The organism is Lyngbya sp. CCY1209 (assembly GCF_035615495.1).
In the GTDB taxonomy this organism is placed as follows: Bacteria; Cyanobacteriota; Cyanobacteriia; order Cyanobacteriales; family Microcoleaceae; genus Limnospira.
In genome coordinates this window covers 17,243-34,143 of record NZ_JAJENU010000690.1, presented here as the reverse complement: position 1 = coordinate 34,143, position 16,901 = coordinate 17,243, and the positions used below count along the sequence as shown (strand labels likewise).

At 55.6% G+C, this 16,901-nt stretch carries 13 protein-coding genes; 4 read left to right on the top strand and 9 right to left on the bottom strand.

What is annotated here, in order from left to right:
- Positions 1-15 precede the first annotated feature (15 nt).
- Positions 16-1,479, bottom strand: coding sequence for a 15-cis-phytoene desaturase (pds, locus tag LKE08_RS28710; protein ID WP_324707723.1), 1,464 nt, complete (start codon positions 1,477-1,479; stop codon positions 16-18).
- Positions 1,480-1,648: 169 nt separating this feature from the next.
- Between pds and dnaK the strand changes: the two genes are divergently transcribed.
- Together dnaK and LKE08_RS28700 are read left to right on the top strand one after the other, a co-directional pair.
- Positions 1,649-3,661 (top strand): molecular chaperone DnaK, encoded by a 2,013-nt coding sequence (dnaK, locus tag LKE08_RS28705; RefSeq protein WP_324707722.1) that lies wholly within the window; start codon positions 1,649-1,651, stop codon positions 3,659-3,661.
- Positions 3,662-3,788: 127 nt separating this feature from the next.
- On the top strand, positions 3,789-4,787 hold the full coding sequence (locus LKE08_RS28700; RefSeq protein WP_324707721.1) for a J domain-containing protein: 999 nt from the start codon (positions 3,789-3,791) through the stop codon (positions 4,785-4,787).
- Here LKE08_RS28700 and thiS read toward each other — a convergent pair.
- From thiS to mutS, 5 genes are all read right to left on the bottom strand, one after another.
- Positions 4,784-4,999 carry a sulfur carrier protein ThiS gene (gene thiS / locus LKE08_RS28695; protein ID WP_324707720.1) on the bottom strand — a complete coding sequence of 72 codons (216 nt, stop codon included), beginning with the start codon at positions 4,997-4,999 and terminating at the stop codon, positions 4,784-4,786. The two genes, LKE08_RS28700 and thiS, sit on opposite strands and share 4 nt — an antisense overlap.
- Positions 5,000-5,206: 207 nt before the next feature.
- The gene (gene dnaB / locus LKE08_RS28690) at positions 5,207-7,072 is read right to left on the bottom strand and encodes a replicative DNA helicase (RefSeq protein ID WP_324707719.1); all 1,866 of its coding nucleotides are present in this window, start codon (positions 7,070-7,072) and stop codon (positions 5,207-5,209) included.
- 93 nt (positions 7,073-7,165) lie between these two features.
- Entirely contained in the window at positions 7,166-7,624 is a 459-nt protein-coding gene (gene rplI, locus LKE08_RS28685; protein WP_324707718.1) for a 50S ribosomal protein L9, read from the bottom strand.
- A gap of 317 nt (positions 7,625-7,941) precedes the next feature.
- Positions 7,942-8,712, bottom strand: a complete 771-nt coding sequence (gene gloB / locus LKE08_RS28680) for a hydroxyacylglutathione hydrolase (protein WP_324707717.1) — start codon at positions 8,710-8,712, stop codon at positions 7,942-7,944.
- 395 nt (positions 8,713-9,107) lie between these two features.
- Positions 9,108-11,744, bottom strand: coding sequence for a DNA mismatch repair protein MutS (gene mutS, locus LKE08_RS28675; protein ID WP_324707716.1), 2,637 nt, complete (start codon positions 11,742-11,744; stop codon positions 9,108-9,110).
- 389 nt (positions 11,745-12,133) lie between these two features.
- On the opposite strand from mutS, the gene LKE08_RS28670 reads away from it, so the two are divergent.
- Positions 12,134-12,841, top strand: coding sequence for a Uma2 family endonuclease (locus LKE08_RS28670; RefSeq protein ID WP_324707715.1), 708 nt, complete (start codon positions 12,134-12,136; stop codon positions 12,839-12,841).
- A gap of 327 nt (positions 12,842-13,168) precedes the next feature.
- Here the strand turns inward: LKE08_RS28670 and nadA are convergent, their stop codons facing one another.
- Entirely contained in the window at positions 13,169-14,134 is a 966-nt protein-coding gene (gene nadA, locus LKE08_RS28665) for a quinolinate synthase NadA (RefSeq protein ID WP_324707714.1), read from the bottom strand.
- Positions 14,135-14,561: 427 nt separating this feature from the next.
- On the opposite strand from nadA, the gene LKE08_RS28660 reads away from it, so the two are divergent.
- Entirely contained in the window at positions 14,562-15,485 is a 924-nt protein-coding gene (locus LKE08_RS28660; RefSeq protein ID WP_324707737.1) for a TIGR04168 family protein, read from the top strand.
- A 148-nt stretch (positions 15,486-15,633) separates the two neighbouring features.
- On the opposite strand, the gene LKE08_RS28655 is transcribed toward LKE08_RS28660, so the two are convergent.
- Positions 15,634-15,795: an AAA family ATPase gene (locus LKE08_RS28655; RefSeq protein ID WP_324707713.1), complete on the bottom strand. Its 162-nt coding sequence runs from the start codon at positions 15,793-15,795 to the stop codon at positions 15,634-15,636.
- A 247-nt stretch (positions 15,796-16,042) separates the two neighbouring features.
- Positions 16,043-16,477, bottom strand: coding sequence for a photosystem II complex extrinsic protein PsbU (psbU, locus tag LKE08_RS28650; RefSeq protein WP_324707712.1), 435 nt, complete (start codon positions 16,475-16,477; stop codon positions 16,043-16,045).
- Between the last annotated feature and the right edge of the window lie 424 nt (positions 16,478-16,901).

Genomic DNA, 16,901 nt, shown 5'->3' with positions numbered 1-16,901 from the left:
GCCATCGTCCTCAAGCTACTGCTTGACGGGGGTCGGGAGTTCGGAAACCGTGACGGGGGATTGTCCGTTTTCCGCTTCAGACGGGTCTGACAGCTTCGGATCGCGGCCGGTCTTTGAATCCCGTTCGATCGCTCGTGCTGTCAGCTTACCAGAAAGTACGGCACCCTCCATACTCGCCAGATAGCGTTGCATGGTGTAGTCTCCGCTCAGGTAAAAATTGGGGATGGGTGTCCTTTGGTCGGGGCGGCAGGCTTGGCGGCCGGGAGTGGCTTTGTACACCGATCGCGGCGTTTTCACCACATGGGATTTCAGCAGTTGGGCGCGGTGGGGGAACTCCTCGGGGAACAGTTGCTCCAATTCCGCCATCGTCGCCGCCACAATGTCCGCGTCCGACTTGCCGATCCAATCCTGAGCCGGGGCCAAAACCAACTCCAACATCGAGCGGTCCGGGTTGGCGTACTCCCGGCAGGTGTTGCTCATGTCCGCGTAGACACTCAGCAGTGGCGATCGCGAAAACAGCAGGTGGTCGATGTCCGTCAACTTGCGATCGAACCACAAATGGACGTTGATCACCGGGACCCCTTCCAAACCCTCAAGTTGCTTGAAATAGTCCATTTCCCGCCACGAATCGGGCAGCATCAGCTTCAGGGGATCGACCGGCATCGCCGATACATAAACATCCGCCGTCAACTCCTCCTCCGGTTCGCCATGGCGCCCCGGAATCCGGAATCCCCGGACGCTGCCGTCGTCGTTCAACAGGAACTCCCGGACGGGCGCATTCAACCGCACCTGTCCACCGCGCTCCGTAATATAGTCTACCAAGGGCTGACACAATCGCTCCGTCGGAGATCCGTCCAAAAACGCCATCTTCGAGCCGTTCTTCTCCTGCAGGAAGCGATTCAGGGCCGTCAAAATCACCGTGGAGGAGATCTCGTCGGGTCCGATAAAATTCAAAGCCTTGGACATGGCGATGAACACCTCCGTTTCCACCCGGGGCGGCACGTTCTGGCGTTTGAGCCACTCCGAGAAGGAATATTTATCCATCTCCTCGACGTATTTCTGACCCTTGATCATAGCCGGAATCAAGCCCAAACCGAAGCGAATTTTCTCCGGCCAGGTGAGCATATCGTTGTTGCGGAGAATCGCAATGATGCCGTTGATGGGGGCCGGGAGGTCGGGAAAGTCAAATCGAGAATAGGTTCCCGGATGGTCCGGCTGGTTGAAAATCATCGTGTGTTCTTTCCACTGCAGCCGGTCCTCGATGTCGAGTTCTTTGAACAACTGCAACATATTGGGATAGGCCCCGAAGAAGATGTGCAGTCCGGTTTCGTACCAGTCCCCGTCCTCATCTTTCCAGGCGGCGACCTTGCCGCCGAGGACGTCCCGGCGTTCCAGGACGATGGGCGTATAACCCAGATCCGTTAGATATTTGGCGCAACTGAGGCCGGCCAAACCCGCCCCGGCGATCGCAACTCGCATTGACAACCCTTTATGACTTGCTTGTATTTCGTTCTCATTATACGTTACATCTTGTTACATTCAATGGATGAGGTAGCGATCCCCGCACCTTTGGGGCGTCGAGGATGTCAGACGATAAAATTATTGAAAGATCTAGCCACATCAAAAAGAGTAAGGAGAACACCAACGAATGGGTAGAGTAGTCGGCATTGACCTGGGGACGACCAACTCTGTGGTAGCGATCATGGAGGGGGGCAAGCCCGTCGTGATCGCCAATTCCGAAGGGATGCGGACGACCCCCTCCGTCGTTGGCTTCACCAAAGAGGGGGAGCGGATTGTCGGACAGATGGCTAGGCGGCAGGCCGTGCTCAACCCCCAAAATACCTATTACAACGTCAAGCGACTGATGGGGTGCAAGTACGCCGAGCTCAACCCGGCCTCGAAGCGGGTCCCCTACACCATCCGCCGGGACGACACGGGAAACATCAAACTCAAATGCCCCCGGCTGAAGCGGGATTTCGCCCCGGAAGAGATTTCGGCGATGGTGCTGCGGAAGCTGGCGGAGGAGGCGAGTCGCTATCTGGGGGAAGAAATCACGGGGGCGGTGATCACGGTTCCCGCCTATTTTAACGACTCCCAGCGGCAGGCTACCCGCGACGCCGGACGCATCGCCGGGTTGGAGGTGAAGCGCATCCTCAACGAACCGACGGCGGCTTCCCTGGCTTACGGGTTGGAAAAGCAGGATTTCGGGACGATTTTGGTGTTCGACTTGGGGGGGGGAACCTTCGACGTCTCGATCCTGGAAGTGGGGGACGGGGTGTTTGAAGTGAAAGCCACCAGCGGCGACACCCAACTGGGGGGGAACGATTTCGACCAGAAGATCGTGGACTGGCTGGCGGAGAAGTTTTTGCAGGAAGAGGGACTCGACCTGCGGCGCGATCGCCAAGCCCTGCAACGCCTCACGGAAGCGGCCGAGAAAGCCAAAATCGAACTGTCCGGGGTGGGGGTGACGGACATCAACCTGCCCTTCATCGCCGCGGACGAGGAGGGCCCGAAACACCTGGAAACCCGCCTCACCCGGGGGGAGTTCGAGGGGCTGTGCGGGGATTTGATCCAGCGGTTGCGGCGCCCGGTGAAGCGGGCTCTGGCCGACGCCCAGATTTCCCCCGTCCAAATTGACGAGGTGGTGTTGGTGGGGGGTTCGACCCGGATACCCATCGTCCAGCAGTTGGTGCGATCGCTCATCGATCGCGAACCGAATCAGGGGGTCAACCCGGACGAGGTGGTGGCCGTGGGCGCGGCCATCCAGGCCGGTATTCTGGGCGGGGAAGTCCGCGACATTCTCTTACTCGATGTCACGCCGCTTTCGGTGGGGTTGGAAACCATCGGCGGGGTAATGAAAAAACTGATCCCCCGCAATACGACGATCCCGGTGCGGCGATCGGACATTTTCTCCACCTCGGAGAACAACCAGACCCTGGTGGAAATCCACGTCCTCCAGGGGGAGCGGGAACTGGCGAAGGACAACAAATCCCTCGGCCGGTTCAAACTGACGGGAATTCCCCCGGCACCGAGGGGGGTGCCCCAAGTTCAGGTCGCCTTCGATATCGACGCCAACGGGATTTTGTTGGTGACGGCCCTGGACAAAACCACGGGCCGGGAACAGAGCATCACCATCCAGGGCGCTTCTACCCTGTCCCCGGACGAGGTGAACCAGATGATCCGGGAGGCCGAAGAGTTCGCCGACCAGGATCGCCTGCAGCGGGAGCGGGTGGAAAAGCGCAACCGCGCCCAAGCCCTCACCTACCAGGCGGAACGGCAACTGAGGGAAGTTGCCCTGGACTACGGGATGCAGTTCGCCCAACGGCAGCGGGGCCGCATCGAAACCTTAATTCGAGCCCTGCGGGACAGTTTGGAGCGGAACGACGATCGCGGCATCGACCGGGCGAGTTCCGACCTCCAGGATGCCCTGTACGATTTGAGTCGGGAGGTGTCGCTGTTCGCCCAGGAGGAGGATGAAGACGACCTGTTCGGCTCCATCCGCCGCACCTTCGGGGGCACCGAGCGGCGCCGGGTCGATCCCTACGAGGTGGCGCCGGGGCGCTATTCCCCCTACGACGGCGTGGGAACCGGCCGTCCCGGGCGCCCCTACTATCCCCAGCAGAGCAGTGATTGGGACGATGACGATGACGATTGGCTCTAGACGTTAAATTGGGAGATGGGGAAAGTGAAAAGTGAAAAGTGAAAAATGAAATTTTCCCCATTCCCCATCCCCTCCCCTATTGCCTATTGCCTGTTCCCTGTTGCCTGCCCTACTACACTGACCGCTGATGCAAAACTTTCGGAATTACTATCAAATTTTAGGGGTTTCCAGAGATGCCTCCGTCGAGGAGATTAAAAAGGTCTACCGGAGGTTGGCGAGACAGTACCACCCCGATTTAAACCCCGGCGACAAGGAAGCCGAGGAGAAGTTCAAGGATATCGGCGAGGCCTATAATATTCTGTCCGACCCGGAGAAGCGATCGCAGTACGACGAGTACAGCCAATTCTGGAAACAGAAGGGATTCGGCGGCAAGAAAGGATCGCCGATGGCGGGGATCAAAACCTGGGGTTCCCGGGTGGCCGGCCGCGCCCCAACCCAGACCCAGACCAAACCGGTGGATTTTGGCGACTACGCCGATTTCAACACCTTCGTCGATCAGCTTCTCGGACGCCGCCGGGAGGTGCGGACGGTGAGCGCGGATACCCCCCGCGTGACGTCTTCGGACCCCTACCGCCCCAGCCGCAAAACCGTGCAGCGGGTGCCGACGCAACCCCGACGGGATATCGAGGCGAGGTTGACGCTGCCGCTGGAGAAAGCCTACACGGGGGGGACGGAGCGGATTCGCCTGGAGGACGGGCGATCGCTGGAGGTGAATATGCCGCCGGGAATGGTGACGGGACAGCGGATTCGCCTCAGAAATTTGGGCATTCAGGGGGGGGACCTGTTCCTGAAAATTGTGGTGGAGCCCCACGAGTTTTTTCAGTTGGAGCGATCGGACATCATCTGTCGCGTGCCGGTGACGCCGAGCGAGGCGACGTTGGGGGGCGATATCGAGGTGCCCACCCTGGACGGTTGGGTGAAGATGAGGCTCCCGGCGGGGGTGACGTCCGGCCAGCGGCTGCGGTTGGCGAATAAGGGGTATCCGAACGGAAATGGCGATCGCGGCGATCAGTTGGTGGAAATTGAGATCGTGGTGCCCAAGCAGGTGACGTCCCAGGAGCGGGAGTTGTACGAAAAACTCCGCCAGGTGGAGACGTTCAAACCCCGCCAGGCCCTCCCCGTCTAGCCGCCGCCGACGATGGTGACGATTTCGAGCACGTCGCCGGTTTGCATGGTGGTGGCGTCCCAGTATTGGCGGTGCAGAATTTCCCCGTTGTACTCCACGGCGACCAAACGGGGATTGAGCCCCATTTTTTCCAAAAATGCGGGCAGGGGGGTGTCTGGGGGGCAGCTTTGGGGTTCTCCGTTGACTTTCAGGGTGATGGTGGAATCGGACATCGGTTTTTGATGGTTGGACTGGGTGGGTGCGATCGCGGTTTTTATTTTAATATAAATCTTTATAAATTGTGTTCTCAAAGTCCCCCTTTTGAAGGGGGATAATGGGGGATCGCCGCTCCTCAATAAAGACAGAGATCCCCCCCAACCCCCATCCCCCCCGCCCCCCTTTGTAAGGGGGGAGGTAGGGGGGAGAATACGAAATCGGTTTTAATGTCTGCCGGTGGCGAGATTTCGGAAGGTGGTATATTGGGGGTCGAACAATAATTTGACGGTGCCGGTGGGGCCGTTGCGGTGTTTGGTGATGATGATTTCCGTGATGCCGCGATCGGGGGAATCGGGGTTATAATAATCGTCGCGATAGAGCATGATCACCATGTCGGCGTCTTGTTCGATGGAGTTGTGGACGATGATATTATTTGCCACAAAATTATGTAACCCCGGAACGGTCAGATCGTAAACTTCCGTTTCTCCGGCGGGTGCGATCGCGCAAATTTCATCCCAATAAATATCACTTTCTGCCAGACCAGCGATTTGACGCGAGTTGACAATTTGAGCCAATTTTGTGGCTCGTTCGCGGCTGACATTATCACTCATCGATCGCCCGTCCGAACTCGGCAAACATCTGGGTAAAGCGATCCGAGAACCCGCGCTCAACTGATCCAAACGTTGCCAACCCCGAACCGTCAAAAATTGATGATTTCCCGTCGCTTTTATGGTGCGACCCAAACGAGTTTTCAAACAAAATATCGGCTTGATTCCGGTCGGAAAAACGCGCCGAACTGTCGCCTTTTCCAACTTCATGGTCGCTTCATTCACGGCCCAAACCGAAAAGCCCGATTTGCCGACCAATTCCCGCATGGGAACTTGCAAGCCACTGTCGGCGAGGGTGACTAAACTATCCCCCGACAAACAGCCGGATTCTCTCAAATCCGACATCATCGGGCGCTTATTTGTCCGGGATTCCACGCCGCGACTCAACTGAGACAGGGCGATCACCGGGACGTTGAGTTCCCGCGCCAACCCTTTGAGCGATCGCGTAATTCGTGACAATTCCTGCACCCGGTTGTCCGGATTTCCCCCCTCCATCAACTGCAAATAATCGATCAAAACCAACCCCAACGCGCCCCCCTGTTCCGCCTGCAACCGCCGCGCTTTCGATCGCATTTCGGTGACGGTAACGTTGGGGGTATCGTCGATAAAAACGGGCAATTCCGACAAGTTTCCGATCGCCTCCGTCAGCGGTTCCCACTCCGCTTGGCTGATGCGCCCCGATCGCAATCGGTTACTCTCAATTCTCGCCTCACTCGACAGCAGCCGCTGCACCAATTGTTCCTTGGACATCTCCAAGCTAAACACCGCAATTCCCAACTTTTGCATCTTGGCGATACTGTGTCCGATCGCCACCGCAAAGCTAGTTTTTCCCATCGACGGACGCCCCGCCACAATAATTAAATCCGACCGTTGAAATCCCCCCGTCATCGCGTCCAAATCGTAAAAACCGCAGGGGATGCCGGGGAGGGCGATGCCTTCGCTGCGGTCTTCAATGTCCTGAAAAGTATTGATCAACGTTTCCGAAATGGAAACCAAATCCTGTTTCGGCTGAACTTGGGTGACGTTGAAAACCCGCTGTTCCGCCTGATCTAGAATCACGTCCAAATCCGTCGCCGTCTGATATCCCAACTGGGCGATTTCATTCCCCGCCTGAATCAGGCGACGGCGGATAAACTTGTCGATCGCCAACAGGGAATATTGGTCGATATTCACCGCAGAAACCGTGCGATCGACCAGTTGCGCCAACTTCATCTGACCCCCGGCCGAATCCAGTTGCTTTTGGTCCGCCAGCCAACTGGTGACGGTCATCAAATCCGTGGGTTTCCCCTGCAAGTGTAGCGCCAGGGCCGCCCGATAAATGGTCTGGTGGGCGGCGATCGCGAAATGCTCCGGTCTGAGCAGTTCCGCCACCCGAGAAATCGCCTCCGGATCGAGGAGAATCCCCCCCAAAATCGCCTCCTCCGCCTCGATATTTTGGGGCGGCAGGCGATCGGACGGTGAAATTGGGAGATTGTCAGCCATAGGAAAATTGGGAGTCGGGAGTCGGTATTAGGGAGTCGGGAATAATTAATAATTAACAATTAATAGTTAATAATTATTCCCGAAACATTTATGCTATTTTCCGACCACGTGAACTTCCACTTCTGCGGTAACTTCCGGGTGCAGCTTAATTTGTGCTTTGTAAAAGCCGGTTTTGCTGATGTCCGGAAGGGTGATTTCCCGGCGATCGACTTCTTTGCCGGTGGCCGCCTGAATGGCTTCGGCGAGCTCGCTGGCGGTGACGGTTCCGAAGATAGCCTCGCCTTCACCAGCCTGCTTGGAAATGGTAAAGCGGCCGACGGTTTCCAGGGCCGTTTTCTGGGCTTCGGCCTCTTTTTTCAGTTCGATCAACCGCTGCCGTTCCTCTTCCCTGCGCCGTTCCACCTGCTTGAGCACGCCGGGGGTGGCCCGCACCGCGAAACTGTGGGGGAGCAAATAGTTCCGGGCGTAACCGGGCGCCACATCGACGAGATCGCCTTCCCGTCCCAATTTGCTGACATCCTTGGTCAGAACGACTTGAATCCGCTTTGACATAATGGTTCCTGATAAATTTTTATCCCAAACACTCTATCATAACGACAGAAGTGGCGAGATTGCAATAAGGCGGAGGTGAATGTAGGGGCGAATGGCATTCGCCCTCTGCAATATCTATGGCATTCGCCCTCTGCAATATCTATGGCATTCGCCCTCTGCAATATCTTCTGTAAGTTCGGGGGATGCCGGTTCGGGGGATGCCGGTTCGGGGGATGCCGGTTCGGGGATGCCGGTTCGGGGGATGCCGGTTCGGGGATGCCGGTTCGGGGGATGCCGGTTCGGGGGAGGGCGCAAGCCTTGCGCCCCTACATTGGGTGTCAGAAGCGATCTTTCATTCCCCGCAGGCGGGAGAAGGTTTGGACGGCATCTTTGCCTTGGACCGCAGACTGTAACTCGGGGCGGTCCCAACCGAAGAAGGGGTTGGTTTGCTTTTCGATGCCGATGGAGGAGGGGACGGTGGCTTCGTCGCGATCGCGGGCAGATTTCACCTGTTCAAAGCGATCGCGCAATTTCGGGTTATTTTCATCGACGGTGAGGGCGAATTTCAGGTTTTTGAGGGTGTATTCGTGGGCGCACCAGAAGCGGGTGTCGTCGGGGAGCGATCGCAGTTTGGAGAGGGAATCGACCATCTGGGCCGGGGTTCCTTCAAACAGGCGCCCGCATCCCCCCGCAAATAGGGTGTCGCCGCAGAACAATTCGCCGCCTTCGGTGTCGGTGGGGGGGAAATAGTAGGCGATGTGGCCGAGGGTGTGGCCGGGGATGTAGAAGACTTCGGCGGTGCGATCGGCAAATTCCACGCGATCGCCTTCTTGCAGGTAGACTTCCTGTCCGGGGATGCGGTTGCGATCTTCCGCGCCGCCGTAAACCGTCAGGTTGGGGAATTTTTGCATCAAATCGCGGTTTCCCCCAACGTGGTCCGAGTGGTGGTGGGTGTTGAAAATGGCGACGAGTTCGGCGCCGAGTTCCTTCAACTTGCGGAGGACGGGGCGGCTTTCGGCGGGATCGACCACCGCCGCCTGATTTCGTTCGGTGTCGTGGAGGAGAAAAATATAGTTGTCGGAGAGGGCCGGGAGTCGATAAACGTCCATGAATCTTTACCGCTGAGTCAACATCGATTTTCTATTGTGACATTGTTGCCCGGTTGCGACATCGTGCTGGGGGGAAGATTTGGCGATCGCCGCGAGTTATGGTATCCATTGTTGAACCTCTGCCGTTTTAGCATCAACTACTAAGATATTTATAGCAACTGCCAGAGCGGTTCGGACAGATCTGTCAATTTTAGACCCGCCTTGAAATAAATTTCAAGGCTCATAGCAAAAGTCATCTCAAGATGACTCAAAACAAACTCCCCAATCCACGAAGCGAGGATTTGAGCTTGTAGGGGCCCCTGGCTTGCGCCCTCGGGAATTAATTCCCAAGCGGACTCGATATCCAACCCGTTGTGTTCCGGGCATTCAACCGGGTGTGATATTATTTTTTAGATTCAAATATCATCCTCAAAAATATCCAACTGCCCGATCGCGCTATCTTTCGGTTTTTGCTTCTGAATTCCCTTCCGCAAACCGATCGCGATTTTGCTGTGTTTTTCGATCTGTTTCATCACCTGTTTTGCCCGCCGAATCACCACGTCCGGCAACCCCGCCAGCCGCCCCGCCTCGATGCCGTAGGATTTATCCGCACCCCCCGGCTGCACCTGGTGCAAAAAGATAATTTTATCGGGCAATTCCTTCACCGTCACCTGGTAGTTGGCGACGTTTTCCAGAATCGAAGCCAGTTCGTTCAACTCGTGGTAATGGGTGGCAAAAATCGTCCTCGCCGCGATCGCCGTCGCCAGATATTCCGCCACAGACCACGCGATCGACAAGCCGTCAAATGTCGCCGTCCCCCGGCCGATTTCGTCCAACAAAACCAGGGATTTCGGGGTGGCGTGGTTGAGGATATTCGCCGTTTCGTTCATCTCCACCATGAACGTCGATTGACCCGTCGCCAGGTCGTCCACGGCCCCCACGCGGGTAAAAATGCGATCGCAGATACTTAACCTCGCCGAAGTTGCCGGGACGAAACTGCCCGTCTGTGCCAACAATTGGATCAACCCAACCTGCCGCAAATAACAACTTTTTCCGCTGGCATTCGGTCCGGTTAAAATAATCAAATCCGGGTGGGACGGTGCGGAATTGTCGCCCTCCTCCCGGCTACCGAGTTGGGCGGTATTGGGAACAAAAAATCCCGCCGGCAGCGACTTTTCAACCACCGGATGCCGCCCTTCGATAATGCGAATTTCTCGGCCGTTGACCATCTCGGGGCGGCAGTAACCCTGATAAACGGCGATTTCCGCAAACCCGCACAAAACATCGATCGCGGCGATCGCCCGAGAGATATCCCGGATCGAATCCGTGTGTTCCCCCACTTGCGATCGCAACCGGGCAAAAATCTCGTATTCCAGTTGATTCAAATCCTCTTTTGCCGTCAGAATTCGCGCCTCCCGTTCCTTCAATTCCGGGGTGATGTAACGCTCCTCATTCGTGAGGGTTTGTTTGCGGATATAATCGTCCGGCGCCTGGTCGGATTTCGATCGCGTGATGCTGATATAATAGCCGAAGGTTTTGTTAAAACCGACCTTCAACGTGGGGATGCCCGTCCGTTCCCGTTCCTGCACTTCCAAGTTGGCAATCCACTCGCGATCGCCCGCCGCCAGCGCGTGCATTTCGTCGAGTTGCGGATCGACTCCGGAGCGAATTAATCCCCCTTCTTTCAAATGGATGGGCGGCGATTCGACGAGGCAACTGTTAATTTTTGTCGCCAATTCTTCCAGCGTCGGGGGAACTTTTTGCAGGGCTTTCAAATAGGGAGATTTTGCCGACATCGCCAGGTTAGACAGTGCGGGCAATTTCGAGAGGGAATCCGCCAGGGCGACCAAATCTCGGGCGTTTGCCGTGCCGTTTCCCGCCCGCCCGGTGAGGCGTTCCAGGTCGTAAATTTGCCGCAATAGCTGTTGTAAATCCTGCCGCAATTCGGCATTTTCCACCAGTTCTTGAATGGTGTCGTGGCGGGCGCGGATACCTTTGAGATTTAACAGGGGTTGAAGCAGCCAGCGACGCAGGGCGCGGCTTCCCATCGCCGTGGCGGTTTTATCGATCGCCCACAGTAACGAACCGTGCAGCGTCCCGTCCCGGACGGTTTGGGTAATTTCCAAGTTGCGGCGGCTCTGGTGGTCGAGAATCAGATAATCGGTGATCGTGTAGCTGTGGAGGCACTGCAAGGGCACCGGATTTTCCTTTTGGGTTTCTTCCAAATATTCCAATAATCCCCCCGCCGCCCGCACCGCCAGGGGCAGGTGTTCGCAGCCGACGCCTTCGAGCGATCGCAGTTGGAATTCTTCCAAAATGCGGGATTTCGCCTCTCCCAAAGTGAAGGGAAGTTGCGATCGCAAAGAATAGCAAAAACACTCCGGCAGGCACTCCGGCAAACTCTGGCTGGTTTCCCCCGGACGCAGCATCCGCCCCAAGTCGGGGGCGTTGGTGGGAAATAGCACTTCCGAGGGCTGCAACCGCATCAATTCCTGGGTCAAATGTTCCAAGTTTTTGGACTGGGTGGCGAGGAATTCCCCCGTGGAAATGTCCGCGTAGGCGAGTCCCCAATGGTCCCCGGCGATGACGGCCGCCGCCAAATAATTGTTCTGCCGGCCCCGCAACATTTCGTCGTCCGTCAGGGTTCCGGGGGTGAGAATTCGGGTGATTTCCCGCCGCACCTGCCGCCGTTCCTTCGCCGCGATCGCCGCATCTTCCACCTGGTCGCAAATTACCACCGAATAGCCCTTTTCTAGCAACATATTGCTGTAGCGGTAGACGTGCTCGAAGGGAACCCCCGTCATCGGCACCCGGCCGATTTCTTTACCGGCGGATTTCGTGGTCTGCACCAGTTCCAATTCTTGAGAAATGGTGACGGCATCTTGGAAAAAACACTCGAAGAAATCCCCGACTCTAAAAAACAGTAAAGCGTGGGGATATTGATATTTTACGTCGATGTAACGCTGCATCATTTCCGACAGTTTGTCGCGATCGAGCTGTCGGTAGTCGGTGTTGGGGGATGGCGATTCAGATGCACTGGGGGAGACAGTCATAGGATTTTGAAGATGTCGGGATTTAACGATTTATTGTCGGAAATTTAGATCTAGAGTTTCTCAAGCTGGCGGAGTACAGTTTGGGGCTAAAGTCCCCCTTTTTAAGGGGGATTTAGGGGGATCGTTCGGCTCTCATCAGATCGAAAACCGCTTCGGCCTCAAAGTCCCCCTTGAAAAGGGGGATTGAGGGGGATCGTATCAAAGTCCCCCTTCTTAAGGGGGATTTAGGGGGATCGTTCGGATCGGACTTTCAGCCAATAGAATAGCACAAGCCTCCAACTTGTGAAAAGTCCCCCCGATTCGCGGACTCCCCGTCCGATATCTGAAATGGAAATCCCCCCGCCTCAATTTTGAGTTAGAATTGGAGTGCAATAATTCGACGAATCATCATGTTAGCAACTCCCCCAACTTACAACGTTACATGGGAAAAGTTACCCGATGATTTTAAACTCCCCGATGATCCCGTGGACAATATCAATCAACCCGCCCTCGCCGCGGCTTTAACTGAAAGCTTGCAAGTCGCCGGCCGACTGCCCGAAACCGCCCTCACTCCGACCAACTACGGCATTTGTGCCACGGTTGACGGCAAAACCGTGGTGAAAGCGCCCGATTGGGCTTTTATCCCCCGAATTACCGTCGATCGCACCGAAGTTGTCCGCAGTTATACCCCCCAACTTCAGGGTGAAATCCCGATGGTGGCGCTGGAATTTTTATCGGATACGCCGGGGGAAGAATACTCGATCAAAGAAACCTATCCTCCCGGCAAATTCCTCTTCTACGAGCGAATTTTGCAAATCCCGAGTTACGGTATTTTTAACTTGGAAACCGGCACGTTGGAACTCTATCGCCTCGGCGAAAATAAACGCTATAAGTTGGCATCTCCCGACGAAAACAACCGATTTTGGCTCCCGGAAATGCAGCTTTTCTTGGGCGTCTGGCAAGGGACGCGGCAAAACCGAGACGGTTACTGGTTGCGTTGGTGGGACGAACAGGGGAATTTACTCTTGTGGGGTACGGAACAGGTGCAACAAGAACGCGATCGCGCCGAACGACTGATCGCCCAACTGCGGGCGGCTGGAATTGAACCGGAGGATTGATATTCTCGGCATCGGATGCGGGGCGCAAGCCTTGCGCCCCTACAGCAGTTGTCATTTCTCGGGGCGGTTCCCTGGCCCGCCCCCGTGCCAAATTCCTCGGAAATGAGAAAAAATTCCCCGATTTTCCAATCTTCTCGCGCCCGTGCCTTCCCAGCTCCATTGACGCGAAAAAAGGAAGGAAGATAGAGAATAGACCAAAAAGGTTGAAATGTATCCAGATCAGGCTTTTTTTTGCTTCTCTATCTTTCGGGGGATGTGAGCCGGATTTTCCGGAATTATCTTGGGTACAGATAACTCACCTATTTCGACTCTCAATTCATCTCGCACCTAACTCATTTCCAACATCCGTTGAATCGGGCGCAGGGCAGCAGACCTGACCGTTTCCGACATCGTAATTTCCGGCTCTCTATTTTTCATCGCCCAGTACAGTTTTTCGAGCGTATTCAGGCGCATATGGGGACATTCATTGCAGGCGCAACTGTTCGTCGGTGGCGCGGGAATGAAGGTTTTCCCGGATGCCTCTTTTTGCATTTGGTGAATGATGCCCGGTTCGGTCGCCACAATAAAGGAAGAATTCGGGCTCTGTTTGGCGTATTTTAACAAAGCCGTGGTGGAGCCGACGTAGTTGGCATGGCGTAAAACGGGGGGTTCGCACTCGGGATGGGCGATCACTTCCGCGCCGGGGTGTTCGACTTTGAGTCGGACGATTTTCTTTTCGGAAAAATTCTCGTGGACGATGCAAGCGCCCTCCCAAAGCAGCATTTCTCGTCCCGTTTCCGCCATTACATAGCGGCCCAGGTTGCGATCGGGGGCGAAAATGATCGGCCGATCGCGCGGAATTTGATTGACAATATCCACCGCGTTGGAACTGGTGCAGATGATATCGCTCATCGCCTTAATTTCGGCGGTGCAGTTGATATAAGACACCACCAAATGATCGGGGTGGGCGGCTTTGAAAGCGGCGAAGGCGTCGGGGGGGCAGCTATCGGCGAGGGAGCACCCGGCGTTGAGATCCGGAAGCAAAACTTGTTTGTCGGGGTTGAGGATTTTCGCCGTTTCCGCCATGAAGTGGACCCCGGCAAAAACGATGACCTCGGCATCGGTTTCGGCGGCTTTGCGGGAGAGTCCGAGGGAGTCCCCGATGTAGTCGGCGATGTCCTGGATGTCGGGATCTTGGTAGTAGTGGGCCAAAACGATCGCGTTCAGGTCTTTTTTCAACGTCGCGATCGCCTCGAACAGGTCGTCCGGCGTTTCGGCACGGCTCGATTGTCGGTCTAAGGTCGCTGCAAACATGGCTTGACTGGGTGTTTTTACTCTGTAGTGACAATTATAGTTGAATTCACCAAAAGTGTCGGGGGGGAAACCGCCATCGGTTGAGGCGGAGGAGGCAGGGGGGGCTGAGGGGGCTGAGGAAGACCCGCCTTGAAATAAATTTCAAGGCTAATAGCTAAAGTCCACTCTAGTGGACTCAGTTCTATTGTTTACTAATATCAGATCTGGTTATCCCCCCCTAAATCTCCCCAATCATCTGAATATGATTTTGGCTATTAGCTTGGGAATTAATTCCCAAGCGGTTTGGCTGTTCAACCTGTTTCTCGACTTCCTCCGCTCCCTCCGCTTCCTCCGTTCCCTCCGCTCCCTCCGCTTCCTCTGCTCCCGACTCCCGACTCCCGACTCCCCATTGCCTTATCCTTATAAAAGGAGTGGCGAGAGGAACCGCATGAGTTTGAATCCGGAAACGGCCGTCAAAATTGCTGTCATTGGAGACGTTCACGACCAGTGGGAACCGGAAGACGGCGCGGCGTTGAAACAGTTGGGGGTGGATCTGGCCCTATTTGTCGGGGATTTCGGCAACGAGGCGGTGGAAGTCGTCCGGGCGATCGCGGATCTGGATATCCCCAAGGCGGCGGTGTTTGGCAATCACGATGCCTGGTACACGATGACGGACTGGGGGCGGAAGCGGTGCCCCTACGATCGCGCCGCCGAAGATTGGGTGCAGGATCAGATCGACCTGTTGGGGGAAGCCCACGTCGGCTATGGAAAGCGGGATTTTCCCGAGTTGGGACTGACGGTGGTGGGGACTCGCCCCTTCAGTTGGGGGGGTCCGGAGTGGCGGTATAAAAGCTTTTACCGAGAATGGTTCGGGGTGAATGACTTGGCCGAATCTCGCGATCGCATCGTGGAGGCGGCGAAAACGGCGGCTTACAATCAAATTATTTTTTTGGGACATAACGGCCCGACGGGGTTGGGAGATACCCCGGAATCGGCCTGCGGGCGGGATTGGAAGCCCCTGGGCGGGGACTTCGGCGACCCGGATTTTGCCGAGGCGATCGCAAAAACCCGCGACCTCGGAAAAACGATTCCCCTCGTCACCTTCGGCCATATGCACCACACCCTCCGCCACACCAAAACCCGCCTGCGATCGTCTTTGGAGGTGGACGAGCACGATACCGTTTATCTCAATGCCGCCAGCGTCCCGCGAATTCAGGGGACCGGACTCGAAAAACGCCGACATTTCGCGATCGCCGTTTTGCGGGGCGGAAAAATTGCCGCAGCCTCCCAGGTTTGGGTGGGTTCGGACGGTGAAATTCTCGCCGAAAAACCGCTGATAGAGAAGCGGGAGTCGATAGAAAGCGTCAAATGAATTTTGAGCTGTCCCCCTGACTAAGGGGCGAAGGGGCAACCCGAGACGATTGCCCCCACGGAGGATTTAGGGGGATGGTTCGGATCGGAATCGTCCCCCTGACTAAGGGGCGAAGGGGCAACCCGAGACGATTGCCCCCACGGAGGATTTAGGGGGATGGTTCGGACAACCCTTTGCAATAAAAGAGGATTTTGGCGATCATACTTTTCCCGCTGGCTTGAGGACCCATCAAAATATTGATTTTTTTTATTTCAATATCGATATGATTTAAGCCTGCAAAATTTTTAATTATCAGTTTTTCAGTTGCCATACTTTTCTAAAATTAAAAATTACGGCTTTCCAGTCAATTATAGCACAACGCGCACTGCTTCAAGTCCCTCTTGAAAAGGGGAATTTAGGGGGAACGTCATCATCGGGAAGCCATAGATTAAACCGCTCCCACCTTTGAGAGAACCACACTCGTTTGATGCGGTGTCCCCAGAGATGGCAGCGGTCATCTCAGTCCCGGCATTTACGCCGAGGGTCGTTTAATTTGGGTGTCGAATTGGCAATTCGTCCTAGTCGTAGGTTCCGGTATTGAGTCGGAAGTCGCCCTCTTGGAGAATCGGCTCGATCGGAGTTACGGTAAACTCGTCGATATAGCGTTCTAACACTTCTTTTTGAGCATCGGTTAATCCGGGCATTTCCAAGACTTCTTCAACCGAGTCGAACGGTGCCTCTTTGACAATCTTGGAGGCGAGGGTGGGGAACATTCCGGGTAATTTGCGGAATTCCCGAATCGAAGTGTTGTTCAAATCCAATTTGTCACCGAATTCAGTTCCCAACTTTTTATCCGCCCGGTTGATGCGGTTGACTTCGGCTAAAACGGGGGGCTGAATCGTCGGAAATTGAACGAAGCTCAAATTTGCCGCGTCTGCCCGCTGGGGACTGGTCCACCCGAGAAAACCGACCAACAAGCCCAACAAAGCCAATAGCTGTCCCAATCGTTTCATCAAAACTCTTCTCCTAATTGATATCAACTGTGCAGACGGGATGCCAGGAACTGACTCCCAATCGGTTTGAGTGGGGAGCATCGTTGCTGGCGATATTTCATCACCGTCTCGCAATAAATGATACTGTTTTTGACGCCCTCCCCAACCTGACGGAATGGGGATTCTTGAAATCACTTTCAAGACTTCCTCGTTTCTGCGATCGCCCCCGGGAATCCACCCGCTCTGACGGGCAATCTTTAAACCGTTTCACCGTTCGGCAAAAACCGGTAAAAACGCCCGGTCGAGTTGACCCCAATGGCACGATCGCCCGAGGCTTACTAGGATAATTTACCTAGCGTTCTCGCCCGTCCCGCGATACGTTTTCCAAGCCAAAGTTTGACTTTTATGGTCGTGCGACGCTCCAGTTCGATCGCTCTGTTTTTAT

Bases quoted from the DNA above. Each gene is read 5' to 3' on its own strand.
- pds (WP_324707723.1), bottom strand. From the start codon at position 1,479: ATGCGAGTTGCGATCGCCGGGGCGGGTTTGGCCGGCCTCAGTTGCGCC.
- dnaK (WP_324707722.1), top strand. From the start codon at position 1,649: ATGGGTAGAGTAGTCGGCATTGACCTGGGGACGACCAACTCTGTGGTA.
- LKE08_RS28700 (WP_324707721.1), top strand. From the start codon at position 3,789: ATGCAAAACTTTCGGAATTACTATCAAATTTTAGGGGTTTCCAGAGAT.
- thiS (WP_324707720.1), bottom strand. From the start codon at position 4,999: ATGTCCGATTCCACCATCACCCTGAAAGTCAACGGAGAACCCCAAAGC.
- dnaB (WP_324707719.1), bottom strand. From the start codon at position 7,072: ATGGCTGACAATCTCCCAATTTCACCGTCCGATCGCCTGCCGCCCCAA.
- rplI (WP_324707718.1), bottom strand. From the start codon at position 7,624: ATGTCAAAGCGGATTCAAGTCGTTCTGACCAAGGATGTCAGCAAATTG.
- gloB (WP_324707717.1), bottom strand. From the start codon at position 8,712: ATGGACGTTTATCGACTCCCGGCCCTCTCCGACAACTATATTTTTCTC.
- mutS (WP_324707716.1), bottom strand. From the start codon at position 11,744: ATGACTGTCTCCCCCAGTGCATCTGAATCGCCATCCCCCAACACCGAC.
- LKE08_RS28670 (WP_324707715.1), top strand. From the start codon at position 12,134: ATGTTAGCAACTCCCCCAACTTACAACGTTACATGGGAAAAGTTACCC.
- nadA (WP_324707714.1), bottom strand. From the start codon at position 14,134: ATGTTTGCAGCGACCTTAGACCGACAATCGAGCCGTGCCGAAACGCCG.
- LKE08_RS28660 (WP_324707737.1), top strand. From the start codon at position 14,562: ATGAGTTTGAATCCGGAAACGGCCGTCAAAATTGCTGTCATTGGAGAC.
- LKE08_RS28655 (WP_324707713.1), bottom strand. From the start codon at position 15,795: ATGGCAACTGAAAAACTGATAATTAAAAATTTTGCAGGCTTAAATCAT.
- psbU (WP_324707712.1), bottom strand. From the start codon at position 16,477: ATGAAACGATTGGGACAGCTATTGGCTTTGTTGGGCTTGTTGGTCGGT.